General features: G+C 64.3%; 26 protein-coding genes. All 26 read left to right on the top strand.

The window, feature by feature from the left end:
* The first annotated feature begins 1 nt into the window (after position 1).
* The 26 genes from H3H36_RS05085 to H3H36_RS04960 all read left to right on the top strand — a co-directional run bounded on the left by H3H36_RS05085 (position 2) and on the right by H3H36_RS04960 (position 25,848).
* Positions 2–682, top strand: coding sequence for a response regulator transcription factor (locus H3H36_RS05085; RefSeq protein ID WP_182214856.1), 681 nt, complete (start codon positions 2–4; stop codon positions 680–682).
* A gap of 156 nt (positions 683–838) precedes the next feature.
* Positions 839–2,485: a methyl-accepting chemotaxis protein gene (locus tag H3H36_RS05080; protein ID WP_182214854.1), complete on the top strand. Its 1,647-nt coding sequence runs from the start codon at positions 839–841 to the stop codon at positions 2,483–2,485.
* Positions 2,486–2,609: 124 nt separating this feature from the next.
* Positions 2,610–3,341 (top strand): REP-associated tyrosine transposase, encoded by a 732-nt coding sequence (locus tag H3H36_RS05075; protein ID WP_182214851.1) that lies wholly within the window; start codon positions 2,610–2,612, stop codon positions 3,339–3,341.
* Between the two features lie 235 nt (positions 3,342–3,576).
* Entirely contained in the window at positions 3,577–8,301 is a 4,725-nt protein-coding gene (locus tag H3H36_RS05070; protein ID WP_182214849.1) for a glutamate synthase-related protein, read from the top strand.
* A gap of 72 nt (positions 8,302–8,373) precedes the next feature.
* Complete coding sequence (locus H3H36_RS05065; protein WP_182214847.1) at positions 8,374–9,837, top strand: glutamate synthase subunit beta; 1,464 nt, start codon at positions 8,374–8,376, stop codon at positions 9,835–9,837.
* Positions 9,838–10,079: 242 nt separating this feature from the next.
* Positions 10,080–10,883, top strand: a complete 804-nt coding sequence (locus H3H36_RS05060; protein WP_182214844.1) for an ABC transporter ATP-binding protein — start codon at positions 10,080–10,082, stop codon at positions 10,881–10,883.
* A complete protein-coding gene (gene mlaE / locus H3H36_RS05055) occupies positions 10,880–11,665 on the top strand; it encodes a lipid asymmetry maintenance ABC transporter permease subunit MlaE (RefSeq protein WP_182214842.1) in 786 nt (261 codons plus the stop codon). The genes H3H36_RS05060 and mlaE overlap by 4 nt, the downstream gene beginning before the upstream one ends.
* Before the next feature lie 80 nt (positions 11,666–11,745).
* Positions 11,746–12,219, top strand: coding sequence for an outer membrane lipid asymmetry maintenance protein MlaD (gene mlaD / locus H3H36_RS05050; protein WP_182214839.1), 474 nt, complete (start codon positions 11,746–11,748; stop codon positions 12,217–12,219).
* The gene (locus tag H3H36_RS05045; protein WP_182214837.1) at positions 12,216–13,061 is read left to right on the top strand and encodes an MlaA family lipoprotein; all 846 of its coding nucleotides are present in this window, start codon (positions 12,216–12,218) and stop codon (positions 13,059–13,061) included. The genes mlaD and H3H36_RS05045 overlap by 4 nt, the downstream gene beginning before the upstream one ends.
* 34 nt (positions 13,062–13,095) lie before the next feature.
* Positions 13,096–13,755: an MlaC/ttg2D family ABC transporter substrate-binding protein gene (locus tag H3H36_RS05040; RefSeq protein WP_182214835.1), complete on the top strand. Its 660-nt coding sequence runs from the start codon at positions 13,096–13,098 to the stop codon at positions 13,753–13,755.
* A 14-nt stretch (positions 13,756–13,769) separates the two neighbouring features.
* Positions 13,770–14,132 carry an STAS domain-containing protein gene (locus H3H36_RS05035; protein WP_182214832.1) on the top strand — a complete coding sequence of 121 codons (363 nt, stop codon included), beginning with the start codon at positions 13,770–13,772 and terminating at the stop codon, positions 14,130–14,132.
* A 168-nt stretch (positions 14,133–14,300) separates the two neighbouring features.
* Complete coding sequence (locus tag H3H36_RS05030) at positions 14,301–15,209, top strand: ABC transporter ATP-binding protein (RefSeq protein WP_182214829.1); 909 nt, start codon at positions 14,301–14,303, stop codon at positions 15,207–15,209.
* Positions 15,209–15,976, top strand: coding sequence for an ABC transporter permease (locus H3H36_RS05025; protein WP_182214827.1), 768 nt, complete (start codon positions 15,209–15,211; stop codon positions 15,974–15,976). The genes H3H36_RS05030 and H3H36_RS05025 overlap by 1 nt, the downstream gene beginning before the upstream one ends.
* A gap of 43 nt (positions 15,977–16,019) precedes the next feature.
* Positions 16,020–16,256, top strand: a complete 237-nt coding sequence (locus H3H36_RS05020; RefSeq protein ID WP_182214825.1) for a BolA family protein — start codon at positions 16,020–16,022, stop codon at positions 16,254–16,256.
* 2 nt (positions 16,257–16,258) lie between these two features.
* Positions 16,259–17,509, top strand: a complete 1,251-nt coding sequence (murA, locus tag H3H36_RS05015; protein ID WP_182214823.1) for a UDP-N-acetylglucosamine 1-carboxyvinyltransferase — start codon at positions 16,259–16,261, stop codon at positions 17,507–17,509.
* An 11-nt stretch (positions 17,510–17,520) separates the two neighbouring features.
* Positions 17,521–18,198 (top strand): ATP phosphoribosyltransferase, encoded by a 678-nt coding sequence (gene hisG / locus H3H36_RS05010; RefSeq protein WP_182214821.1) that lies wholly within the window; start codon positions 17,521–17,523, stop codon positions 18,196–18,198.
* Positions 18,199–18,232: 34 nt separating this feature from the next.
* On the top strand, positions 18,233–19,558 hold the full coding sequence (gene hisD, locus H3H36_RS05005; protein ID WP_182214819.1) for a histidinol dehydrogenase: 1,326 nt from the start codon (positions 18,233–18,235) through the stop codon (positions 19,556–19,558).
* 7 nt (positions 19,559–19,565) lie between these two features.
* Positions 19,566–20,549 (top strand): DNA-methyltransferase, encoded by a 984-nt coding sequence (locus H3H36_RS05000; RefSeq protein WP_229219752.1) that lies wholly within the window; start codon positions 19,566–19,568, stop codon positions 20,547–20,549.
* 28 nt (positions 20,550–20,577) lie between these two features.
* Complete coding sequence (gene hisC / locus H3H36_RS04995) at positions 20,578–21,672, top strand: histidinol-phosphate transaminase (protein ID WP_182214817.1); 1,095 nt, start codon at positions 20,578–20,580, stop codon at positions 21,670–21,672.
* Between the two features lie 19 nt (positions 21,673–21,691).
* On the top strand, positions 21,692–22,282 hold the full coding sequence (hisB, locus tag H3H36_RS04990; RefSeq protein WP_182214814.1) for an imidazoleglycerol-phosphate dehydratase HisB: 591 nt from the start codon (positions 21,692–21,694) through the stop codon (positions 22,280–22,282).
* 49 nt (positions 22,283–22,331) lie between these two features.
* Positions 22,332–22,970: an imidazole glycerol phosphate synthase subunit HisH gene (gene hisH, locus H3H36_RS04985; protein ID WP_182214812.1), complete on the top strand. Its 639-nt coding sequence runs from the start codon at positions 22,332–22,334 to the stop codon at positions 22,968–22,970.
* 36 nt (positions 22,971–23,006) lie between these two features.
* The gene (hisA, locus tag H3H36_RS04980; RefSeq protein WP_182214809.1) at positions 23,007–23,783 is read left to right on the top strand and encodes a 1-(5-phosphoribosyl)-5-[(5-phosphoribosylamino)methylideneamino]imidazole-4-carboxamide isomerase; all 777 of its coding nucleotides are present in this window, start codon (positions 23,007–23,009) and stop codon (positions 23,781–23,783) included.
* 48 nt (positions 23,784–23,831) lie between these two features.
* Positions 23,832–24,593 carry an imidazole glycerol phosphate synthase subunit HisF gene (hisF, locus tag H3H36_RS04975; protein ID WP_182214807.1) on the top strand — a complete coding sequence of 254 codons (762 nt, stop codon included), beginning with the start codon at positions 23,832–23,834 and terminating at the stop codon, positions 24,591–24,593.
* Positions 24,594–24,607: 14 nt separating this feature from the next.
* Positions 24,608–25,093: a phosphoribosyl-AMP cyclohydrolase gene (gene hisI / locus H3H36_RS04970; protein WP_182215313.1), complete on the top strand. Its 486-nt coding sequence runs from the start codon at positions 24,608–24,610 to the stop codon at positions 25,091–25,093.
* Positions 25,090–25,446 carry a phosphoribosyl-ATP diphosphatase gene (locus H3H36_RS04965; RefSeq protein ID WP_182214805.1) on the top strand — a complete coding sequence of 119 codons (357 nt, stop codon included), beginning with the start codon at positions 25,090–25,092 and terminating at the stop codon, positions 25,444–25,446. The genes hisI and H3H36_RS04965 overlap by 4 nt, the downstream gene beginning before the upstream one ends.
* A gap of 30 nt (positions 25,447–25,476) precedes the next feature.
* Positions 25,477–25,848, top strand: a complete 372-nt coding sequence (locus tag H3H36_RS04960) for a histidine triad nucleotide-binding protein (RefSeq protein ID WP_182214802.1) — start codon at positions 25,477–25,479, stop codon at positions 25,846–25,848.
* Positions 25,849–25,898: the final 50 nt, after the last annotated feature.

The raw sequence follows: 25,898 nt of genomic DNA, 5'->3' as shown, positions 1-25,898 counted from the left end.
AATGACGCAAATACTCATCGTGGAAGACAATCTGGACTATGCCGAGGAAATGGCAGAGTTTTTGACTGAGCTTGAACACGAGGTGCACATCACCAACAACGCCAGCGAGATGTGGTCGGCCCTCAGCCAGGGCAAGGTGGGGGTGGTGGTGCTCGACCTGGGTTTGCCCGATGAGGATGGCTTCAATGTGATCCCCCGCATGCGCCAGCTGTATCCGCAGATCGGCCTGCTGGTGCTGACGGGCCGCGTGGCGTTCGACAATCGCATTCTCGGCCTGCGCCTGGGCGCCGACCATTATCTGACCAAGCCCATCAAATTCCCCGAACTGGCCGCCCACATCGAGGCGCTGGACCGGCGCGTGGGCCCGCAAGACCCCGTGCCCGTGCCCAGCAAGTGGACGCTGCGGGTATCGGCCCGCCAGCTTGAACTGCAAGGATTGGCGATCACGCTGACGGAAAAGGAATGCAATTTCCTGCACCTGCTCACCATTAATACCCGGCCCGTGCCGCGCCAGGTGATCGTGGCTGGCATCGGTGGCGACGATCCCGACGCCGGCCGCCGGGTCGACATGCTGGTGTATCGTTTGCGCAAAAAGGCGCGCACGGGATTGGGCCAGGACTTGCCGCTGCGCAGCGCCTACGGCGAAGGCTACAGCCTGTCGGCCAGCTTCAACCTTTCTTGATTTTTGCGCAATTAAATTACATTTATTTTTGTTGCCAGTGGGAATATGTGAGTTTTCTCCCGCTATCCATCACGTAGTATGAACTTTCCACGCACCATCTAACCGGTTCGCCGGACAACAGATGGGCGCCTTGTCCACGGCTGGGGGGAGTTCGCGATGAAGATTTCCGATTTAAAGATAGGGGTACGGCTGGGCGGCGGTTTTGGCCTGATGCTGGTATTGATGATGGCGATGGCGGCGGCCGGCATCTGGCGCCTGCAGGAAGTGGGCCGGCTGACGGAGAAAATGGTCAGCGAAGCCATGCTCAAGGAACGCCTGACGGCCGAATGGCATAACCTGATCAGCATTTCCGGCATCCGCGTGATCGCCTTCGCGCGCAATTCCGACCAGGCCGAGTCGCCCACCGAGGCGCAGCAGGCGGCGGCCACCCGGGCCCGCGTAAACGAGATCCAGAAGCAGCTGGAACCCACACTCAACAGCCCGGAGGAAAAAGCCTTGCTGGCCGCCGTGGCGGCCGTGCGCAAGGATTACGCGGCCACCCGCGACGCCGTGTTCAAGCTCAAAAAGACGGACCAGGAGGCGACCCGCAAGCTGGTCGACAGCAAACTGGAAGGCCAGTTCGCGGCCTATCTGTCCAACGTGGAAAAGATCGGCGCCTATGAGGCCGACGTGGGCCGCACGCTGGCGGCGCAAGTTCAGCAGCAATACCGCGACGGCCAGCGCTTCCTGCTGGCGCTGGTGGCCGGCGGCCTGGTGCTGGGCAGCTGGTTCGCCTACCTGATCGCTGGCTCCATCACGCGGCCGCTGCATAAGGCCGTGCAAGTGGCGCAGACGGTGGCGGCCGGCAACCTCAACAGCAAGATCGACGTGCGCAGCGCCGACGAGACGGGCATGCTGCTGCAGGCGTTGAAAGACATGAACGCCAGCCTGGTCAACATCGTCGGCCAGGTGCGCCAGGGCACGGAAACCATCGCCACCGCCTCCAGCCAGATCGCCAGCGGCAACCTGGACCTGTCGGCCCGCACCGAGCAGCAGGCCAGCTCGTTGCAGCAGACGGCATCCTCGATGGAACAGCTGACGGCTACCGTCAAGCAGAACGGCGACAGCTCGCGCCAGGCCCATACGCTGGCGCTGTCGGCCTCGGAAGTGGCCGTCAAGGGCGGCACCGTGGTCGAGGAAGTGGTCGATACCATGGGCATGATCAATGCCTCGGCGCGCAAGATCGTCGACATCATCGCCGTGATCGACGGCATCGCTTTCCAGACCAACATCCTGGCGCTGAACGCGGCCGTGGAAGCGGCCCGGGCCGGCGAACAGGGGCGCGGCTTCGCCGTTGTCGCCTCGGAAGTGCGCAACCTGGCCCAGCGCAGTGCCGCCGCCGCCAAGGAGATCAAGGAATTGATCGGCGATTCCGTCGACAAGGTCGAGGCCGGCGCCCGTCTCGTGGACGAGGCCGGCAGCACGATGAAGGAAATCGTCATCAACGTGCGGCGCGTGACGGATATCATCGGCGATATCACGGCCGCCAGCACGGAACAGACGCTCGGTATCGAGCAGATCAACCGCGCCATCTCCCAGATGGACCAGGTGACCCAGCAGAACGCGGCCCTGGTGGAGGAAGCGGCCGCCGCCGCCGCCTCGCTGCAGGGCCAGAGCTCGGCGCTGGCCGACGTGGTCAGCGTGTTCCAGCTGACGGGCCAAGTGGGGCCGCGTACGCTGGCAGCGGGTGCGCCGCGCACGGCGCTGCCGGCCGTCCGGCCCGGCAAGCAAGCGGCGCCAGCGCCCGAGTGGGAAGAATATTGATTAAATAGGGACGGAGTGGGGCTGATTTTTCGTTTTCGAAAAATAATCGGGGACAGAGTAGCGGCGAGCGGGTAAGATAACATCTTTCGCCGCGCTCGCCGGCCTCACTGTTCCCGGTTCTTCCATGGCCAGACTGCCCCGCCTCATCATTCCCAACCAGCCGCACCACGTCATCCAGCGCGGCAACAATGGCCAGCCCGTGTTCCACGACACGGCCGATTACCTGGCCTTCCTCGGCTGGCTGCGCACGGCCGCCCGCAATGACAAGGTGGCCATTCACGCCTACGTGCTCATGCCCAACCATGTGCACCTGCTCGTCACGCCGTCCGACGAGGATGGCCTGGGCCACATGATGCAATGGATAGGCCGTTATTACGTGCCCTACTTCAACCAGAAATACGGCCGCAGCGGCACGCTGTGGAATGGCCGTTACAAGACGTCGGTGATCGATGCCGAGCATTTCTTCTTGCAATGCAGCCGCTATATCGAATTCAATCCGGTGCGGGCCGGACTGGTGGCGGCGGCGGCCGACTATCCCTGGTCCAGCTACGCCCACCACGCGGGCCAGCAAGTAGACCCGCTGATCACCGACCATCCGCAGTACTGGGCGCTGGGCAACACGCCATTCCAGCGCGAAGCGGCCTACATTGCCCTGGGCGAGACGGCGCTGACGGCGGACCAGGTGGAAGAAATCAACCGGGCCGTGCTCAAGGGCTGGCCGCTGGGTTCGGACCAGTACAAGCGCGAGCTCGAGCACAAGATGAAGCGCCAGGTGCTGCCGGCCAAGCGGGGACGGCCATTCAAGCAGCCCCCCACCGAAACGACGGCCAACGCACTCGAAAAACCAGGGACGTAACACAGTTTTCCCCCCAAGAAAAATCGGGGACGTAACACGGTTTTCCACCTCGGAAAAACCGTGTTACGTCCCCGATTTTTCTTTTTGGTATGATCGCACTACTCTGTCCCTATTTAATTTTTAAACGGATATTTATGATTTTAATTCGACTCTGACCCTAATTGTTATTGTTGAACTTTCTGCTGCATTGCACTACTCTAGGGTTTCGATATTCCAAATTGCAGTGGAGAAGCCCATGAAAGCCCAAGGTCTGTACGATCCGTCCAATGAACACGACGCCTGCGGCGTCGGTTTCGTCGCCCACATCAAGGGCAACAAGAGCCATTCGATCATTGAACAGGGTCTGCTGATCCTGAAGAACCTCGATCACCGGGGCGCCGTGGGCGCCGATGCGCTGATGGGCGATGGCGCCGGTATCCTGATCCAGATTCCCGACCAGTACTACCGCGACGAGATGGCCAAGCAAGGCATCGAACTGCCGCCACCGGGCGAATACGGCGTCGGCATGGTGTTCCTGCCCAAGGAAAACGCGTCGCGCATCGCTTGCGAACAGGAAATCGAACGCGCCGTGCGCGCCGAAGGCCAGGTCGTGCTGGGCTGGCGCAATGTGCCGGTCGACTGCGACATGCCGATGTCGCCCACCGTGCGCGCCAAGGAACCCGTGATCCGCCAGATCTTCATCGGCCGCGGCGCCGACATCATGGTGACGGACGCGCTGGAGCGCAAACTGTACGTGATCCGCAAATCGTCGGGCCACGCGATCCAGGCCCTGAAGCTGATCCACGGCAAGGAATTCTTCGTGGCCTCGATGTCGGCCCGTACCATCGTCTACAAGGGCCTGCTGCTGGCCGACCAGGTGGGCGTGTACTACAAGGACCTGCAGGATGCGCGCTGCGTGTCGGCCCTGGCCCTGGTGCACCAGCGCTTCTCCACCAACACCTTCCCCGAGTGGCCGCTGGCCCACCCGTACCGCCTGATCGCCCACAACGGCGAGATCAACACCGTCAAGGGCAACTTCAACTGGATGCGCGCCCGCGAAGGCGTGATGAAGTCGGCCGTGCTGGGCGACGACCTGCAGAAGCTGTTCCCGCTGATCTATGAAGGCCAGTCCGACACGGCGTGCTTCGACAACGCGCTGGAACTGCTGCTGATGGCCGGCTACCCGATCGCCCAGGCCATGATGATGATGATTCCGGAAGCGTGGGAAAACCACAGCCTGATGGACGACAACCGCCGCGCCTTCTACGAATACCACGCCGCCATGATGGAACCATGGGACGGCCCGGCCGCCATGGCCTTCACCGACGGCCGCTACATCGGCGGCACGCTGGACCGCAATGGCCTGCGTCCCGCCCGCTACATCGTCACCGACGACGACCTGGTCGTGATGGCCTCGGAATCGGGCGTGCTGCCGATTCCTGAATCGAAGATCATCCAGAAATGGCGTTTGCAGCCAGGCAAGATGTTCCTGATCGACCTGGAAGCGGGCCGCATCATCGGCGACAAGGAACTCAAGGACACCTACGCCAACGCCAAGCCCTACAAGGCGTGGATCAACGCCGTGCGCATCAAGCTCGACGAGATCAAGCTGAGCGAAAGCCAGCTGGGCCACAACCGCGCCAAGTACGCGGCCGCCCCCGGCGAGAAGCCCGTGCCTTCGCTGCTGGACCGCCAGCAAGCGTTCGGCTACACCCAGGAAGACCTGAAGTTCCTGATGGCGCCAATGGCCGTGGCCGGCGAAGAAGCCACCGGCTCGATGGGCAATGACTCGCCGCTGGCCGTCATGTCCAACAAGCTCAAGCCGCTGTACAACTACTTCAAGCAGCTGTTCGCGCAAGTGACCAACCCGCCGATCGACCCGATCCGCGAAGCGATGGTGATGTCGCTGGTGTCCTTCATCGGCCCGAAACCGAACCTGCTCGACACCAACAACGTCAACCCGCCGATGCGCCTCGAAGTGTCGCAGCCCATCCTGGGCTTCGACGACATGGCCCGCCTGCGCGGCATCAGCGGCCACACTGGCGGCAAGTTCAAGTCGTATGAACTGAACATCTGCTACCCGCTGGCCTGGGGCAAGGATGGCGTGGAAGCCTGCCTGGCCTCGCTGTGCGCGGAAGCCGTGGACGCCGTCAAGTCGGGCCACAACATCCTGATCGTGTCGGACCGTTCCGTGTGCGCCGACCGCGTCGCCATCCCGGCCCTGCTGGCCACCTCGACCATCCACCAGCACCTGGTGAGCAAGGGCCTGCGCGCCTCCACCGGCCTGGTGGTGGAAACCGGCTCGGCCCGCGAAACCCACCACTTCGCGCTGCTGGCCGGCTACGGCGCGGAAGCCGTCCACCCTTACCTGGCGATGGAAACCCTGATCGAACTGGCGCAGGACATGCCGGGCGAACTGTCGGGCGACACGGCCATCTACAACTACACCAAGGCCATCGGCAAGGGCTTGATGAAGGTCATGTCCAAGATGGGCATCTCGACCTACATGTCCTACTGCGGCGCGCAGATCTTCGAAGCCATCGGCCTCAACAAGTCGCTGGTCGACAAGTACTTCAAGGGCACGGCCTCCAACGTGGAAGGCATCGGCGTGTTCGAAGTGGCGGAAGAGGCGCTGCGCCTGCACCACCTGGCCTTTGGCGACGATCCGCTGCTGGCCAACCACCTCGATGCGGGCGGCGAGTACGCGTTCCGCGTGCGCGGCGAAGACCACCTGTGGACCCCGGACGCGATCGCCAAGCTGCAGCACTCGACCCGCGCCAACAACTATTCCAGCTACAAGGAATATGCGCAGATCATCAACGACCAGAGCAAGCGCCACCTGACGCTGCGCGGCCTGTTCGAGTTCAAGCTCGATCCGAAGAAGGCGATCCCGCTGGAGGAAGTGGAACCGGCCAAGGAGATCGTCAAGCGCTTCGCCACCGGCGCCATGTCGCTCGGCTCGATCTCGACCGAGGCGCACGCCACCCTGGCCGTGGCCATGAACCGCATCGGCGGCAAGTCCAACACCGGTGAGGGCGGCGAAGATCCAGCGCGCTACACGATGGAACTGAAGGGCATCAAGATCAAGCAGGGCGAGACCATGTCGTCCGTGGTGGGCAAGGACCGCGTGGTGGTCGACATTCCGCTGCAGGAAGGCGATTCGATGCGCTCGCGCATCAAACAGGTGGCGTCGGGCCGCTTCGGCGTCACCGCCGAGTACCTGAACTCGGCCGACCAGATCCAGATCAAGATGGCACAGGGCGCCAAGCCCGGTGAAGGCGGCCAGCTGCCAGGCCACAAGGTGTCGGAATACATCGCCCAGCTGCGCTTCTCGGTGCCGGGCGTGGGTCTGATCTCGCCGCCGCCGCACCACGACATCTACTCGATCGAGGATTTGGCCCAGCTGATCCACGACCTGAAGAACGCCAACCCGCGCGCCTCGATTTCGGTCAAGCTGGTGTCTGAAGTCGGTATCGGCACCGTGGCCGCTGGCGTCACCAAGGCCAAGGCCGACCACGTGGTGGTCGCTGGCCATGACGGCGGCACGGGCGCTTCGCCGCTGTCGTCCGTCAAGCACGCCGGCACGCCGTGGGAGCTGGGTCTGGCGGAAACGCAGCAGACCCTGGTGCTGAACGGCCTGCGCAGCCGCATCCGCGTCCAGGCCGACGGCCAGATGCGTACCGGCCGCGACGTCGTGATCGCCGCCATGCTGGGCGCCGACGAGATCGGCTTCGCCACGGCGCCGCTGGTGGTGGAAGGCTGCATCATGATGCGCAAGTGCCACCTGAACACCTGCCCGGTGGGCGTGGCCACGCAGGATCCTGTGCTGCGCGCCAAGTTCTCCGGCAAGCCTGAGTACGTGGTCAACTACTTCTTCTTCGTGGCCGAGGAAGCCCGCCAGCTGATGGCGCAACTGGGCATCCGCACCTTCGACGAGCTGATCGGCCGCGCCGACCTGCTCGACAAGTCGAAAGCCATCGCCCACTGGAAGGCCAAGGGCCTGGACTTCAGCTCCGTGTTCTACCAGCCGGAAGTGTCGAACGGCCAGTCCGTGTTCCACACCGAAGAGCAGGACCACGGCCTGGACAAGGCACTGGACCACAAGCTGATCGCGCAAGCCAAGGCGGCGCTGGAGAAAGGCGAGCGCGTCTCGTTCATCTCGCCGGTGCGCAACGTCAACCGCACGGTCGGCACCATGCTGTCGGGCGAAGTGGCCAAGCGCTACGGCCACGCCGGCCTGCCGGACGACACCATCCACATCCAGCTGCAAGGTACGGCTGGCCAGTCGGCCTGCGCCTTCCTGGCGCACGGCATCACCATCGACCTGGTGGGCGAAGGCAACGACTACGTGGGCAAGGGGCTGTCGGGTGGCCGCATCATCGTGCGTCCGAACACGGAATTCCGTGGCTGGGCCGTCGATAACATCATCATCGGCAACACCGTGCTGTACGGCGCCATCGCTGGCGAAGCCTTCTTCAACGGCGTGGCCGGCGAGCGTTTCGCCGTGCGTAACTCCGGCGCCACGGCCGTGGTGGAAGGCCTGGGCGACCACGGTTGCGAATACATGACGGGCGGCACGGTGGTGGTGCTGGGCGCCACGGGCCGTAACTTCGCGGCCGGCATGTCGGGCGGTATCGCCTACGTGTACGACCCGGACGGCGATTTCGCCGGCAAGTGCAACACGGCCATGGTGAGCCTGGAATCGGTGCTGACGGCGGCCGAGCAGCACGTCGACCGCGCCACTTGGCACAGCCAGCACCGCGACGGCGAGCCGGAAGCGGACGAAGTGATCCTCAAGCGCCTGATCGAGCGTCACTTCAAGCACACGGGCAGCACCCGCGCGCGTTACCTGCTGGACAACTGGGCCGAAGGCCGCAGCAAGTTCGTCAAGGTGTTCCCGAGCGAGTACAAGCGCGCGCTGGCCGAAATGGCCGAGGACATGGCGAACGAAGCGTCCGTCGTGCAGCCGATCGCCGCCTGAGCCAACCAGCACATAACGACCGAGGGCAGGCCACGGCCTGCCCCCCGCCAGCACATTATTTGAGGATTTATCGTGGGTAAAATCACCGGCTTCATGGAATTTCAGCGTCAGGAAGAAGGCTATCTGCCGCCTGCCGCCCGTCTCAAGAACTATGCGGAATTCGTCATCCCGCTGACCAACGAACAAGCCAAGGTCCAGGGCGCGCGCTGCATGGATTGCGGCATCCCGTTCTGCAACAACGGCTGCCCGGTCAACAACATCATCCCGGACTGGAACGACCTGGTGTATCGCGGCAACTACCGCGAAGCGCTGGACGTGCTGCACTCGACCAACAACTTCCCCGAGTTCACGGGCCGCATCTGCCCCGCGCCATGCGAGGCCGCCTGCACGCTGGGCATCAGCGAAGACCCGGTGGGCATCAAGTCGATCGAGCACAAGATCATCGACGAAGGCTGGGAACATGGCTGGGTGGTGCCGCAACCGGCCGCCGTGCAGACCGGCAAGAAAGTAGCCGTGATCGGTTCCGGCCCGGCCGGCCTGGCCGCAGCCCAGCAGCTGGCGCGCGCCGGCCACGCCGTGACCGTGTTCGAAAAGAGCGACCGCGTGGGCGGCCTGTTGCGCTACGGCATCCCCGACTTCAAGATGGAAAAGTCGCACATCGACCGCCGCGTCAAGCAGATGGAAGCGGAAGGCGTGGTGTTCCGCACCAGCGTGCTGGTGGGCAAGGACTTCCCGGCCAACGTCAATAACTGGGCCAAGGAAACCATCTTCCCCGAAGACCTGGCCAAGGAATTCGACGCCGTGGTGCTGGCCGGCGGCGCCGAGCAGCCGCGTGACCTGCCCGTGCCGGGCCGCGAACTGAAGGGCGTGCACTTCGCCATGGACTTCCTGCCGCTGCAGAACAAGGTCAACGCGGGCGACAAGGTCAAGGACCAGATCAAGGCCACCGGCAAGAATGTGGTGGTGATTGGCGGCGGCGACACCGGTTCCGACTGCGTGGGCACCTCGAACCGCCACGGCGCCGCGTCCGTGACCCAGTTCGAACTGATGCCGATGCCGCCCGAGCAAGAGAACAAGCCGCTGGTGTGGCCATACTGGCCGACCAAGCTGCGCACCTCGTCCTCGCACGAGGAAGGCTGCGAGCGCGACTGGGCCGTGGCCACCAAGCGCCTGGAAGGCAAGGGCGGCAAGGTTGAAAAGCTGATCGCCTGCCGCGTCGAGTGGAAGGACGGCAAGATGACGGAAGTGCCGAACTCGGAATTCGAAATGAAGGCCGACCTGGTGCTGCTGGCCATGGGCTTCGTCTCGCCGGTGCAGCAAATCCTGGACGCCTTCGGCGTGGAAAAAGATGGCCGCGGCAATGCCAAGGCCACCACGGACGGCGACGGCTGCTACCAGACCTCGGTGCCCAAGGTGTTCACGGCCGGCGACATGCGCCGTGGCCAGTCGCTGGTGGTGTGGGCGATCCGCGAAGGCCGCCAGTGCGCGCGCGCCGTCGATGAATTCCTGATGGGTTCGTCGGTGCTGCCGCGCTAAGCCGCTCGCTGTTACGTGCGACCAGGCCGGAAGCCGACGGGTGCCCTCACCCGCCGCTTCCGGCTTTTTGCATGATGGTTTGGTGCAGTGCAACAAACTAAACTGGTTTCCAATTGTAACTTGCTGACTTTTCGTTCATTAGTGTTGTATTATCTGCCATTTGCCATCCCGAATCGGGGCGGCGCCAGCAGAGATTGACCTTTCTGCACTACAATACGGCATCCCAAAAAATGAGTACCGATGTGCCCAATCTAGTCGAAATCCGCGATTTGCATTTCTCCTATGGTAAGCGCCCCATCCTGTCGGGCCTCCAGATGGACTTCCCGCGCGGAAAAGTCGTGGCCGTCATGGGCGGTTCGGGCAGCGGCAAGACCACCGTCCTGCGCCTGATCGGCGGCCAGTTGCGGCCCAGCAAGGGCCAGGTGACCGTGCACGGCCAGGTGGTGCACCAGCTCAAGACGGCTGACCTCTATCTGTTGCGCCGCAAAATGGGCATGCTGTTCCAGCACGGCGCCCTGTTCACGGACTTGACCGTGTTCGAGAACGTGGCCTTCCCGCTGCGCGAGCATACGGATTTGCCGGAAGAACTGATCCGCAACCTGGTGCTGATGAAGCTGCACGCGGTCGGCTTGCGCAACGCGGCCAAGCTCAAGCCGGCCGAAATCTCGGGCGGCATGGCGCGCCGCGTGGCGCTGGCCCGCTCCATCGCGCTGGACCCGGAACTGATCATGTACGATGAGCCGTTCGCCGGCCTCGACCCCATCTCCATGGGCGTGACGGCCAACCTGATCCGCAATTTGAATACGGCCCTCGGTTCCACCACCATCCTCGTGTCGCACGACGTCAAGGAGTGTTTCGCCATCGCTGATTATGTGTATTTCCTGTCGCAGGGCAAGATCGTCGCCCACGGCACGCCGGACGACATGATGGTGTCGACCGATCCTTATGTGAAACAGTTTGTCCACGCTGAAGCGGATGGCCCGGTGCCGTTCCATTACCCCGGCAAGTCGCTGGCCGACGACCTGGGCCTGGGAGGCCGGCCATGATCGCCGAGAACCTGCTGGCCCGGCTGGGCGCGACGGTGCGCGAGCAGATCGCCAGCGTGGGCTATGGCGCGCGCATGTTCGCCGCCATGCTGGGCCTGTCGCCGGGCATGCTCAAGCGGCCCCGCCTCGTGGTCGAGCAACTGCATTTCATCGGCAATTATTCGATGCTCATCATCACCCTGTCCGGCTTGTTCGTGGGCATGGTGCTGGGCTTGCAGGGTTACTACACACTCAATAAATACGGCGCCGAGCAGTCGCTGGGCCTGCTCGTCGCGCTGGGCTTGACGCGCGAACTGGGCCCCGTCATTACGGCCCTGCTGTTCGCGGGCCGCGCCGGCACCTCGCTCACGGCCGAGATCGGCCTGATGAAGGCAGGCGAGCAACTGTCGGCCATGGAAATGATGGCCGTCAACCCCATTCAGCGCGTGCTGGCGCCCCGTTTCTGGGCCGGCGTGCTGGCCGTGCCGCTGCTGGCGTCCATTTTCAGCGCCGTGGGCGTGTTCGGCGGCTACCTGGTGGGCGTGAAGCTGATCGGCGTGGACGATGGCGCGTTCTGGTCGCAGATGCAGGGCGGCGTGGATATCTGGAAAGACATTTTCAACGGCTTCTTCAAGAGCGTGGTGTTTGGCATCGCCATCACCTTCATCGCGCTGTACCAGGGCTATGAGTCGCAGCCCACGCCGGAAGACGTGGCGCGCGCCACCACCCGCACCGTGGTGCTGTCGTCGCTGGCGATCTGGTGGCTGGACTTCATGCTGACGGCCTTGATGTTCAGCAAATAGGCGCCGTTTGAGCGCCGGTAAACGCAACACAGTGGCAGGCGGCACGCGCCGCCGCCCGAAAAATTCTTTAGGATGATGTTATGCAACGTAAATCTCTGGATGTGTGGGTAGGTCTGTTCATCGTGATCGGCGCGGCGGCGCTGATGTTCCTGGCCTTGAAGGCCGGCAACATGAGCTCCCTCTCGTTCGGCAAGACCTATACGATCGTGGCCAAATTCGACAACATCGGCAGCCTGCGTCCGCAAGCGCCCGTCAAGGCGGCCGGCGTGGTGGTGGGCCGGGTGGGCCAGATCCAGTTCGACGACAAGAGTTACCAGGCGCTGGTCAAGCTGGACATGGACGAAGGCTACAAGTTCCCCAAGGATAGCTCGGCCAAGATCCTGACGGCCGGCCTGCTGGGCGAGCAGTACGTGGGCATCGAAGCGGGCGGCGACACCGCCAACCTGGTCGGCGGCGACAAGATCGCCCGCACCCAGTCGGCCGCGGTGCTGGAAGACTTGATTAACCAGTTCATCTACAGCAAGGCAGCGGAAGGAAAGGACTCCTCCAAATGAATCCCATCCCCGGTAAATGGCGCGTGCGCTCGCTGACGCTGGCGCTGGGCGCGGCCGTGCTGCTCAGCGGTTGCGCCGGCCCCAACCCGCGCGACCCGTACGAGAGCTTCAACCGCGCCATGTTCAAGTTTAACGACACGGTCGACCAGGTGGCCCTGAAGCCGGCCGCCACAGCCTACCGCGCCGTGCTGCCGTCGTTCGTGCAGACCGGTATCGACAACTTCTTCGGCAACCTGGCCGATGTCTGGAGCGCCGTCAACAACTTGCTGCAAGGTAAGGGCGAGGCCGGCATGTCGGATGTGGCCCGCGTTACGCTGAACACCAGCTTCGGCTTGCTGGGCCTGATCGACTTCGCCTCGCAGGCGGGCTTGCCCAAGCACAACGAGGATTTCGGCCAGACGCTTGGCTACTGGGGCGTACCGTCCGGACCCTATTTGATGTTGCCGCTGTTTGGCGCCTCCACCGTGCGTGACACGGCCGCCCTGCCGCTGGACTTCAATGGCGACCTGTGGCGCTACAAGGAACCGGTCTACCTGCGCAACATCGGCACGGCCACGCGTGCCGTGGATCAGCGCGCCAATCTGCTGGATGCCTCTTCGCTGCTCGAGGACGCGGCGCTGGATCGCTATGAATTCGTGCGCGACGGCTTCCTGCAACGGCGCGAAAGCAAGGTCTACGATGGCGAGGAGCCGCCGCGCAAGAAGAAGCAGGCCATGGAAGACGACGATGGCGATGGCGTGAAAAAAGTTGACGACGGAGAAACTTCCGCACCCGTGTCATCCGAACCGGCGCCAAAAGAGTTAAACTCGGACACACCGGCTGCGAAAAAAGACAGCCAGTGACCTCGTCGCGAACTCAACATAGGTAAGAAAAAACATGAAATTCATTAAACAACTGATCGCATTCGCAACCATCGCGCTGGCAGGTTACGCCGGCGCCGCCACCGCCACCCCGGCCGCCGTCGAAGCGCCGGACGTGCTCGTCAAACGCATCTCCCAGGACGTGATCGACACGGCCAAGGCCGACAAGGCGATCCAGGCCGGCGACCAGAAAAAAGTCATGGACCTGGTGGAAACCAAGATCCTGCCGTACGTGGACTTCCAGCGCATGACGCAACTGGCTTCGGGCCGTTTCTGGCGCGACGCCACGCCCGAGCAGCAAAAAGCCCTGTCGGCTGAATTCCGCACGCTGCTGATCTACACCTATTCGGGCGCCCTGTCCCAGATCAAGAATGAGACGGTGGAATTCAAGCCATTGCGCGCCGACCCATCCGACACGGAAGTGGAAGTGCGGTCCCAGGTCAACGTGCCGCGCGGCGAACCGATTCCGCTCAACTACCGCGTCGCCAAGTCGGCTAACAACGGCTGGAAGATCTACGACATCAACGTGCTGGGCGCCTGGCTGGTGGAAACCTACAAGGGCACCTTCGCCTCCGAGATCAGCAAGGGCGGCATCGATGGCCTGATCAAGGCCCTGTCCGAGAAGAACAAGAAGCTGGCCAGCAAGCCCATCAAGGCTGCCTCCAACGCCAAATAAGACCACCGACGACCATGGCCGAAACGTTAGACAACCTGCAATCGCTGTCGTCGCTGACCGCGCTCAACGCCACCGCGGCGCTCGAGCGCGGCCTGGCGGCCATCCGTGCCGGCCAGAAGGAATTCGACCTGTGCCACGTGCTGACGGTCGATTCGGTGGCCGTGGCCGTCATGCTGGCCTGGCAGCGGGCCGCGCGCGAGGCTGGCTTCTCGCTGAAGTTGCGCAACCTGCCGCCGGCCCTGCAAAGCCTGACCAAACTGTACGGCGTGTGCAACCTGCTGTTCCCCGATGCGGCCCCGGCCGAGTCGCTCCCCCTGGCTGGCGCGCCCGCGTCCGCCGCCATCGGCCTGACGGCGGCCGAACTGCATCACCATTGACCCTGTCCCGTCCCCCGCGAATCGCCCGGTCCGGCTCTGCCGGATCAAAATTCCCCTATAATTGAACGTTGCCGCCGCCAAAATAATGCCGCGGCGACTAGCACCACCTTCCGCCAACGAGCATCCCTGCCGTGTCCTTGCGCTGCGGCAACAACTGACAAGTCCAGCATGACAGCTATCCAAATCAACCAGGTCCAGAAGCGCTACCAGTCGCTGCAGGCACTGGGCGGCGTTTCCCTGTCCATCGAGGAGGGCGAGTTCTTCGGCCTGCTCGGGCCGAACGGCGCCGGCAAGACCACCCTGATCTCCATCATCGCCGGCCTGATCCGGCCCGACGCCGGCAACGTCACCATCCATGGCCACGACGTGCAGACGGATTTCCGCGCCGCCCGCCGCAAGCTGGGCGTGGTGCCGCAGGAACTGGTGTTCGACCCCTTCTTCACCGTGCGCGAGACGCTGCGGCTGCAGTCGGGCTATTTCGGCCTGTCGCGCAACGACGACTGGATCGACGAGGTGATGTTCAACCTGGACCTGACCAACAAGGCCGACACCAACATGCGCGCGCTGTCGGGCGGCATGAAGCGGCGCGTGCTGGTGGCCCAGGCCCTGGTGCACAAGCCGCCCGTGATCGTGCTCGACGAGCCGACGGCCGGCGTGGACGTGGAGCTGCGCCAGACGCTGTGGAAGTTCATCTCGCGCCTGAACCGCGAAGGCCACACGGTGGTGCTCACCACCCACTACCTGGAGGAGGCGCAAGCCATGTGCAAGCGCGTGGCCATGCTCAAGGCCGGCAAGATCGTGGCGCTCGACACCATGAGCGCGCTGATCCGCCGCATTTCCGGCTCCCAGCTCAACCTGCACCTGAAGGGCGCGCTGCCGCCGCAGTTGCAGCACCTGATCACCCATGCCGAGCAAACCGTGCCCGGCGAGTACAACCTGCGCATCAACGACTACGCGGAAGTGGAGAACATCCTCGCGCGCGTGCGCGAAAGCGGCGCCGTGATCGACGAGATGCAGTTGCAGCAGGCCGACCTGGAAGACATCTTCCTGCAAATCATGGACAAGGGGACCGTTTGATGAATTTGATCTCCACCGGCTTCCGCACCCTGGTGTACAAGGAAACCCTGCGCTTCTGGAAAGTGGCGACCCAGACCGTGGCCGCCCCCATCTTGACGGCCATGCTGTATTTGCTGATCTTCGGCCACGTGCTCGAAGGCCGGGTGCAGGTGTACGCGGGCGTCAACTACACGGCCTTCCTGATCCCCGGCCTGGTGATGATGAGCGTGCTGCAGAATGCGTTCGCCAATTCATCGTCCTCGCTGATCCAGTCCAAGATCACGGGCAACCTCGTGTTCGTGCTGCTCACGCCCTTGTCGCACTGGGAAATCTTCTCCGCCTATGTGATCGCGTCCATGGTGCGCGGCATCGTCGTCGGCCTCGGTGTGTTCATCGTCACGGCCTGGTTCGCCCACCTGTCGTTCACGGCGCCCGTGTGGATCGCCGTGTTCGCGCTGCTGGGCGCCGCCATCCTCGGCACCATGGGCCTGATCGCCGGCGTGTGGGCCGAAAAGTTCGACCAGCTGGCCGCGTTCCAGAACTTCCTCATCATGCCGCTCACCTTCCTGTCCGGCGTGTTTTACTCGATCCACTCGCTGCCCACGTTCTGGCTGACCGTGTCGCACCTGAACCCGTTCTTCTACATGATCGACGGCTTCCGCTATGGCTTCTTCGGCCAGTCCGACGTCAACCCGGTGGTCAGCCTGGGCATCGTGTCCGCCTTCCTGGTGGTGCTGTCGCTGGCGGCCATTCGCCTGCTGCGCAGCGGCTACCGGTTGCGCCATTAACTATTTATACCGTTTATACCGAATTCAATATTAAGGAATTATCGTGTCGACCACTCCAGAACTGATCCACAGCTACATTGCCGCCGGCCTCGAATGCACCCACCTTGAAGTGGACGGCGATGGCCAGCACTTCCAGGCGGTGATCGTGTCGCCAGCGTTCGCGGGCAAGCGTTTGATCCAGCGCCACCAGCTGGTGTACGCGGCGCTGGGCGACCGCATGCGCGAGGAAATCCACGCGCTGTCGATGAAGACCATGACCCCTGAAGAATTCCAAGGATAAGCATGGACAAGCTTCTGATTCAAGGCGGCAAGCGCCTGTCCGGCGAGATCGCCATTTCCGGCGCCAAGAACGCGGCCCTGCCCATCCTGTGTGCTGGCCTGCTGACGGCGGGCGACCTGGAACTGTCCAACGTGCCGCACCTGCACGACGTGGCCACCATGCTCAAGCTGCTGGGCCAGACCGGCTTGCAGGTCAAGCAGGACGGCGAGCGCGTCACCCTCAACGGCAGCGCCATCACCAGGCTGGAAGCGCCATACGAGATGGTCAAGACCATGCGTGCTTCGATCCTCGTGCTGGGCCCCCTGCTGGCACGCTTCGGCGAAGCCAAGGTATCGCTGCCGGGCGGCTGCGCCATCGGTTCGCGCCCCGTGGACCAGCACATCAAGGGCTTGCAGGCGCTGGGCGCCGAGATTTCCATCGAAGGCGGCTACATCTACGCCAAGTGCAAGAAGCTCAAGGGCACCCGTATCGTGACGGACATGATCACCGTCACCGGCACCGAGAACCTGCTGATGGCCGCCACCCTGGCCGAAGGCGAAACCATCCTCGAAAACGCGGCCCGCGAGCCGGAAGTGACGGACCTGGCCCACCTGCTGGTGGCCATGGGCGCGAAGATCGAAGGCATCGGCACCGACCGCCTGGTGATCCAGGGCGTGCCCGAACTGCACGGCGCCAAGCACGCCGTGATCTCGGACCGCATCGAAGCGGCCACCTTCCTGTGCGCCGTGGCGGCGGCCGGCGGCGACATCACGCTGCGCAACACCCGCACCGACATCATGGACGCGGCGCTCGACAAGCTGCGTGAAATGGGCCTGGAAATGACCATCGGCGACAATTGGATCCGCGCGCAGATGAACCGCCGCCCCACGCCGGTCAGCTTCCGCACCACCGAATACCCCGGCTTCCCGACCGACATGCAGGCCCAGTTCATGGCCGTCAACACGGTGGCCGACGGCGCCAGCCGCGTCACCGAGACGATCTTCGAGAACCGCTTCATGCACGTGCAGGAGATGAACCGCCTGGGCGCGGCCATCGAGACGGACGGCAACACGGCCTTCATCAAGGGCGTGGAACAGCTGATCGGCGCGCCGGTGATGGCGACCGACCTGCGCGCCTCGGCCTCGCTGGTGATCGCCGCGCTGGCGGCCCGCGGCGAAACGCTGGTGGACCGCATCTACCACCTCGACCGCGGCTACGACCGCATGGAAGTGAAGCTGTCGGCCGTGGGCGCCGATATCCGCCGCATCAAATAACGGGAACCACCATGAGTGCATTTAACGGCCAGTCCAACTCGCAACTGATCCTGGCGCTGTCGAAAGGCCGCATCTTCGAAGACACCCTGCCGCTGCTGGAAGCGGCCGGCATCACCGTGACGGAAAATCCGGAAACGTCGCGCAAGCTGATCCTGGGCACCAACGATCCGAACGTGCGCGTGATCATCGTGCGCGCCACCGACGTGCCGACCTACGTGCAGCACGGCGCGGCCGATTTCGGCGTGGCCGGCAAGGACGTGCTGCTGGAGCACGGCGGCGAGGGCCTGTACCAGCCGATCGACCTGAACATCGCCACCTGCCGCATGTCGGTCGCCGTCAAGAACGGCTTCGACTACGAGACGGCCGTGCGCCAGGGCGCGCGCCTGCGCGTGGCCACCAAGTTCGTGCAGACGGCGCGCGAGCACTTCGCCGCCAAGGGCGTGCACGTGGACCTGATCAAGCTGTACGGCTCGATGGAGCTGGCGCCGCTGGTGGGTCTGTCGGACGCCATCGTCGACGTGGTCAGCACCGGCAACACGCTGCGCGCCAACGACCTGGTGGAAGTGGAAGCGATCATGCCGATCTCGTCGCGCCTGATCGTGAACCAGGCCGCGCTCAAGCTCAAGCGCGAGCGCCTGCAACCGATCATCGAAGCGTTCGAACGCGCTTCCCAGCCCAAGAGCCAATAAGTCCCAAGACCAGACCAGCCGGAACCTGCCCATCATGCCGATTCAGATCACCAAGCTCGACTCCAGCCAAGCCGATTTCCAGTCCGCCCTGTCCGCCCTGCTGGCGTTCGAGGCCAGCGCCGACGACGCCATCGAAACGGCCGTCACGGCCATCCTGGCCGACGTCAAGGCGCGCGGCGACGCCGCCGTGCTGGAATACACCAACCGTTTCGACCGCATCCCCTACGGCGGCGCGACCAGCATGGCCGCCTTCGACGTGTCGCAGGAAGAACTGCAGGCCGCGCTGGCCGGCTTGCCGGACGCCCAGCGCCAGGCGCTGCAAACGGCGGCCGACCGCGTGCGCGTCTTCCACCAGCGCCAGAAGCAGGAACTGAACGGCTTCACCTACACGGAAGCGGACGGCACGGTGCTGGGCCAGAAGGTCACGCCGCTCGACAGCGTGGGCATCTACGTCCCCGGCGGCAAGGCCGCCTACCCGTCGTCCGTGCTGATGAACGCGATTCCGGCCCACGTGGCCGGCGTGGGCGAGATCATCATGGTGGTGCCGACCCCGGACGGCGTGAAGAACCAGATGGTGCTGGCCGCTGCCGCCATCGCCGGCGTGACGCGCGTGATCACCATCGGCGGCGCCCAGGCCGTGGCCGCGCTGGCCTATGGCACGGAGACCATCACGGCCGTCGACAAGATCGTCGGCCCCGGCAACGCCTATGTGGCCGCCGCCAAGCGCCGCGTGTTCGGCGTGGTGGGCATCGACATGATCGCCGGCCCGTCCGAAATCCTGGTCGTCTGCGACGGCACCACGGACCCGGACTGGGTGGCCATGGACCTGTTCTCGCAGGCCGAACACGACGAGCTGGCCCAGGCCATCCTGCTGTGCCCGGACGCGGCCTACATCGCCCGCGTGGAAGCGAGCCTGAACAAGCTGCTGCCGGCCATGCCGCGCGCGGCCACTATCCGCACCTCGCTGACGGACCGCGGCGCGCTGGTCAAGGTGCGCGACATGGACGAGGCCTGCGCCATCGCCAACAGCATCGCGGCCGAGCACCTGGAAATCTCGGCGGAAAACCCGCAGCAGTGGGCCGACAAGATCCGCCATGCGGGCGCCATGTTCCTGGGCCGCTTCTCGTCCGAATCGCTGGGCGACTATTGCTGCGGTCCCAACCACGTGCTGCCCACGTCGCGCACGGCGCGCTTCTCGTCGCCGCTGGGCGTGTACGATTTCCAGAAGCGCTCGTCGATCATCCACGTGAGCGAGGCGGGCGCCCAGACGCTGGGCAAGGTGGCGGCCGAACTGGCCTACGGCGAAGGCTTGCAGGCCCACGCCCGCAGCGCCGAACTGCGCCTGAAGTCGGCCATCTGAGTCCCGTATGAGCGAGTCCGTGGGCACTTGGCTGAACCAGGTCTTTTGCGAGGATGCGCTGGCCGGCCTGGCCCGCATCCCCGATGGTTCCGTCGACCTGATCCTGACGGACCCGCCCTACAACCTGGGCAAGGACTACGGCAACGCCTCTGACAAGCAAAGCGTGGACGACTACCTGCGCTGGACCGAGCAGTGGATAGACCTGGCCCTGCCCAAGCTCAAGCCCAACGGCAGCCTGTACATCTTCCTCACGTGGCGCTTTTCGCCCGAGATTTTCGTCATGCTCAAGCAGCGCATGACGATGATGAACGAGATCATCTGGGACCGCCGCGTGCCATCCATGGGCGGCAGCGTGCGCAGCTTCTCGTCGGTGCACGACACCATCGGCTTCTTCGTGCGCCGCAAGGATTACTATTTCGACCTGGACGCGGTGCGCATCCCGTACGACGCGGCCACCAAGAAGGCCCGCTCGCGTTCCATCTTCGTGGGCGCCAAGTGGCTGGAAGTGGGCTACAACCCCAAGGATTTGTGGAGCGTATCGCGCCTGCACCGCGAGCACCCGGAGCGGGCCGACCATCCGACCCAGAAGCCGCTGGAAATCATCGAACGCATGGTCAAGGCCTCGTGCCCGCCGGACGGCGTGGTGCTGGACCTGTTCATGGGCAGCGGCACCACGGCCATCGCGGCGCGGCGCTGCGGCCGCAATTTCGTCGGCTTCGAGCTGAACCCCGATTACTGCGCCATCATCAGCGCGCGCCTGGCGTCGCCGGAGCTCGATGCGCCAGCGCCGGCCTTGGAGCCTGAACCGGCAGCCAGCGGCGCCAAGACCGCCAAGCCGGTGGCCAAGCGCAGCCGGACGGCCGCCAAGCCTGCTGCCAAAGCGGCCGCAAAATCGGCCGCAAATCCCGCGTCCAGGCCGGTAGCCAAGCCCGCCGCCAAGCGCCCCCGCACCACCATCGCCGCGCTGGACGACGACGAAGTCGCCGCCTAGCCCGCCCACCCTACCAGGAGCCCCCCAGATGTCCGCCGTGTCCAACCTCATCGCCGCCACCATCCGTTCCGACGTGCGTGCCATCGGCAGCTACCATGTGCCCGACGCGAGCGGCTATATCAAACTCGATGCGATGGAAAACCCGTACGAACTGCCGGAGCCGCTGCTGCGCGAGCTGGGCCAGCGCCTGGCCGACGCCACGCTGAACCGCTACCCGGTGGCGTCGTACAGCGCGCTCAAGCAGCGCATCTGCGCGCGGCTGGGCGTGCCGGCCGGTTATGACGTCATGCTCGGCAACGGCTCGGATGAACTGATCTCCATCCTCGACATGGCGTGCGCGCTGCAGGAGCGGCGCGCCGTGGTGCTGGCGCCCTCGCCATCGTTCGTCATGTACCAGCGCTCGGCCCAGTTCGCGGGCATGGATTTCGTCGGCGTGCCGCTCAAGGATGACCTCACGCTGGATTTGCCGGCCATGCTGGCCGCTATCGCCCAGCACCGCCCATCGCTGGTCTACCTGTCCTACCCGAACAACCCGACCGGCAACCTGTTTGACGCGGACGCCATCGTCGCCATCATCCGCGCGCTGGGTGAGACGGGCATCGCCGTGGTGGACGAAGCGTATGAGCCGTTCGCCCAGGCCAGCTTCATGGACCGCCTGCCCGAGTTCCCCAACCTGGTCGTGATGCGCACCGTGTCCAAGCTGGGCCTGGCCGGTATCCGCCTCGGTTACATGTCGGCCGCGCCGGAATTGCTGGCCCAGTTCGACAAAGTGCGGCCTCCTTACAACATCAACGTGCTGACCCAGGCGGCGGCTGAATTCGCGCTCGACCACGTGGACGTGCTGAACCAGCAAGCGGCCCAATTGCGGGCCGCGCGCGCTGAACTGGCGGGCGCCATGGCCGCCCTGCCCGGCGTGACGGTGTTCCCGTCGGCGGCGAATTTTATCTTGATACGGGTGCCAAACGCCGATGATGCCTACGCGAAACTCCTTGATCGCAAGGTATTAGTCAAAAATGTGAGTAAAATGCACGCTGTGCTGTCCAATTGTTTGCGCATCACGGTCAGCACCCCGGAAGAAAACGCGGCCTTCCTCGATGCCCTGCAAGCATCGTTGGCAGCCTGATATCATCGTAGAGCCCTTCATGAACCGCACCGCAGAAATCACGCGCAACACCAACGAGACGCAAGTCCGCGTCGCCATCAACCTGGACGGCACCGGCCAGCAAAAGCTCAACACGGGCGTGCCCTTCCTCGACCACATGCTGGACCAGATCGCCCGCCACGGCCTGATCGACCTGGAAGTGGAAGCGACGGGCGACATCCACATCGACAACCACCACACGGTGGAAGACGTGGGCATCACGCTGGGCATGGCGGTGGCCAAGGCCATCGGCGACCGCAAGGGCATCCGCCGCTACGGCCACGCCTACGTGCCGCTGGACGAGGCGCTGTCGCGCGTGGTGCTCGATTTCTCGGGCCGTCCCGGCATCGAATATCACATCCCGTTCACGCGCGCCATGATCGGCACCTTTGACGTCGACCTGACGCTGGAATTCTTCCGCGGCTTCGTCAACCACGCGCTGGTCACGCTGCACATCGACAACCTGCGCGGCACCAATGCCCACCACCAGTGCGAAACCGTGTTCAAGGCCTTCGGCCGCGCGCTGCGCATGGCGGCGGAACTGGACGAACGGGCCGCCGGCACCATCCCTTCGACCAAAGGCACGCTGTAAGCACGCCCCTGCCGGGCGGGCGGCTCCGGTCACATTTTGATGCTTGAATATGAATAAAATTGTTGTAGTGGATTACGGCATGGGCAACCTGCGCTCGGTGGCGCAGGCGCTGCGCGCCGTGGCGCCGGAAGCGGACGTGAAAATTTCCGGCGCAGTGGCCGACATCGAGAACGCGCACCGCATCGTGCTGCCCGGCCAGGGCGCCATGCCCGACTGCATGCGCAGCCTGCGCGAATCGGGCGTGCAGGAAGCGCTGCTGCGCGCGGCGGAAAGCAAACCGCTGATGGGCGTGTGCATCGGCGAGCAGATGCTGTTCGACGTGAGCGAGGAAGGCAACGCGGCCGGCCTGGGCCTGATGCCCGGCAAGGTGGTACGCTTCCAGCTTGACGGCATGCTGCAGGAGGACGGTTCGCGCTACAAGGTGCCGCAGATGGGATGGAACCAAGTGCGCCAGACGGCGTCTCACCCCTTGTGGCAAGGTATTCCGGACAACAGCTATTTTTACTTCGTGCACAGCTATTACGTCGAACCGGCGCAAGCGGCCCACGTGGTGGGCGAGACCGTGTATGGCAAGCCGTTCGCCTGCGCCGTGGCGCGCGACAACATCTTCGCCACCCAGTTCCACCCGGAGAAGAGCGCGGCCATGGGCCTGCAACTGTATAAGAATTTCGTTCACTGGCAACCTTGAGTTCCACCCTTTTTCACTCTCACATCTGACACGATCATGCTGCTCATTCCTGCCATCGACCTCAAAGACGGTCACTGCGTGCGCCTGAAACAAGGCGATATGGAACTTGCCACCGTATTTTCCGAAGAACCGGCCGACATGGCGCTGCACTGGCTCAAGCAGGGCGCCCGCCGCCTGCACCTGGTCGATTTGAACGGCGCGTTCGCCGGCAAGCCCAAGAACGAAGGGGCCATCAAGTCCATCCTCAAGGTGGTGCAGGACTTCGCGCTGGAAAACGACATCGACGAGATTCCCGTCCAGCTGGGCGGCGGCATCCGCGACCTCGACACCATCGAGCGCTACCTGGACGCCGGCATCAGCTACGTGATCATCGGCACGGCCGCCGTCAAGAGCCCCGGCTTCCTGCACGACGCCTGCGGCGCCTTCCCCGGTCACATCATCGTCGGCCTGGACGCCAAGGATGGCAAGGTGGCCACCGATGGCTGGAGCAAGATGTCCGGCCACGAAGTGATCGACCTGGCGCAGAAGTTCGAAGCCTATGGCGTGGAATCGATCATCTACACCGACATCGGCCGCGACGGCATGATGGGCGGCGTGAACATCGAGGCCACCGTCAAGCTGGCCCAGGCCGTCAAGATCCCCGTGATCGCTTCGGGCGGCCTGCACAACCTGGGCGACGTGGAAGCGCTGTGTGCGGTGCAGGACGAAGGCATCGAAGGCGTGATCTGCGGCCGTTCCATCTACGAGGGCACGCTGGACCTGGCCGCGGCCCAGGTGCGCGCGGACGAACTGACCGACGGCGCCGCCGAATAAGGCGCGCCAGATTCTTAGCTTATGGCCTGCGGGCCGACGGGTTCCAACATGCTTGCAAAACGTATCATCCCCTGCCTGGACGTGACCGATGGCCGCGTCGTCAAGGGCGTCAATTTCACCGAGCTGCGCGACGCCGGCGACCCGGTCGAGATCGCGCGCCGCTATGACGAACAGGGCGCCGACGAACTGACCTTCCTCGACATCACGGCCACCAGCGACAACCGCGGCCTGATCCTGCACATCATCGAGGCCGTGGCCTCGCAGGTGTTCATTCCGCTGACGGTGGGCGGTGGCGTGCGCGAGGTGGCCGACGTGCGCCGCCTGCTCAACGCGGGCGCCGACAAGATCAGCATGAATTCCTCGGCCGTGGCCAATCCACAGCTGGTGTACGACGCCTCGCAGAAGCACGGTTCGCAGTGCATCGTGGTGGCCATCGACGCCAAGCAGGTTTCCCCCGGCAAGTGGGAAGTGTTCACCCACGGCGGCCGCAAGGCCACCGGCCTGGACGCGATCGAATGGGCGCGCAAGATGGAGCAGCTGGGCGCGGGCGAGATCCTGCTCACCAGCATGGACCGCGACGGCACCAAGTCCGGCTTCGACCTGGCCTTGACGCGCGGCGTGTCGGACGCCATCAGCATCCCCGTGATCGCCTCGGGCGGCGTGGGCGGCCTGCAGGACCTGGCCGACGGCATCAAGCTGGGCCGCGCCGACGCCGTGCTGGCGGCCAGCATCTTCCACTATGGCCAGCACACGGTGCAGGAAGCCAAGCAGTTCATGGCGGCCCAGGGCATCCCCATGCGGCTGGCGTGAGCGGAGGAACGATGATGGCTACGCCACCGAACAACAACGGCCTCGCCAAGGCCAAATGGCTGAAGAAAGTGCAATGGGACGAGAACGGGCTGGTGCCCGTGATCGCCCAGGAAGCGGGCAGCAACGACGTGCTGATGTTCGCCTGGATGAACCGCGAGGCGCTGGCGCGCACGGTGGAGCTGGGCGAGGCCGTGTACTGGAGCCGCTCGCGCAAGAAGCTGTGGCACAAGGGCGAGGAGTCCGGCCACGTGCAGAAGGTGCTGGAAATCCGCCTCGATTGCGACGAGGACGTGGTGCTGCTCAAGATCGAACAGGCCGGCGGCATCGCCTGCCATACGGGCCGCCATTCCTGCTTCTTCCAGAAATTCGAGGGCGACGCGCTGGAAGGCGACTGGCAGGTCGCCGAGCCGGTGCTGAAAGACCCGGCCATCATCTATCCCGAACCCGCCAAGCCGGCGCCCAAGGCCGTGGCCAAACCGAACAAGACCAAACCGACATGAGTGCAATCCTCGACCGCGTAGCGGACATCATCGAATCGCGCAAGCTGGCCAACGGCGGCGACCCGGCCACCTCCTACGTCTCGCGCCTGTTCGCCAAGGGCGACGACGCCATCCTCAAGAAAATCGGCGAGGAAGCCACCGAGACGGTGATGGCCGCCAAGGACGCGCGCGCCGGCGGCGACGCCTCCAAGGTGCTGTACGAGTGCGCCGACCTGTGGTTCCATACGCTGGTGCTGCTGGCCCAGTTCGACCTGACCCCGCAGCAGGTGCTCGACGAGCTGGCCCGGCGCGAAGGCGTGTCCGGGATCGTGGAAAAAGCCTCCCGCAAGGATGCGCCGGGCGACGGCGCCTGACCGTAACAACCCGACTTTTTAGGAGTGTTTGTGGACAACTGTATTTTTTGCAAGATCGCGGCCAAGCAGATTCCCTCGACCATCGTCTACGAGGACGAGGATGTGCTGGCGTTCAAGGACATCAACCCGGCCGCGCCCGTGCACCTGCTGCTGATCCCCAAGCAGCATCTGTCCACGCTGTCGGACTGCACGGCCAACCAGACCGCGCTGCTGGGCAAGATGCTGGCCCTGGTGCCGCGCCTGGCCGAGGAATTCGGCTGCGCCGTCAGCCACGACGCGGACGGCACGCCGAGCGGCGGCTACAAAACCGTCATCAATAGCGGCCCCGATGGCGGCCAGGAGGTGTACCATCTGCACCTGCACCTGGTGGGCGGTCCGCATCCGTGGCGCCGGGTGCATTAAGCGGCGCGCGGCACGGGTAAGCATTCCGGACGAGATCATGTTAGTCCATG

The sequence above is a fragment of the Rugamonas fusca genome, assembly GCF_014042365.1.
GTDB classification, from domain to species: domain Bacteria; phylum Pseudomonadota; class Gammaproteobacteria; order Burkholderiales; family Burkholderiaceae_D; genus Rugamonas; species Rugamonas fusca.
Note: the sequence above shows the minus strand (reverse complement) of the source record. Positions and strands in the feature narration are given on the sequence as shown.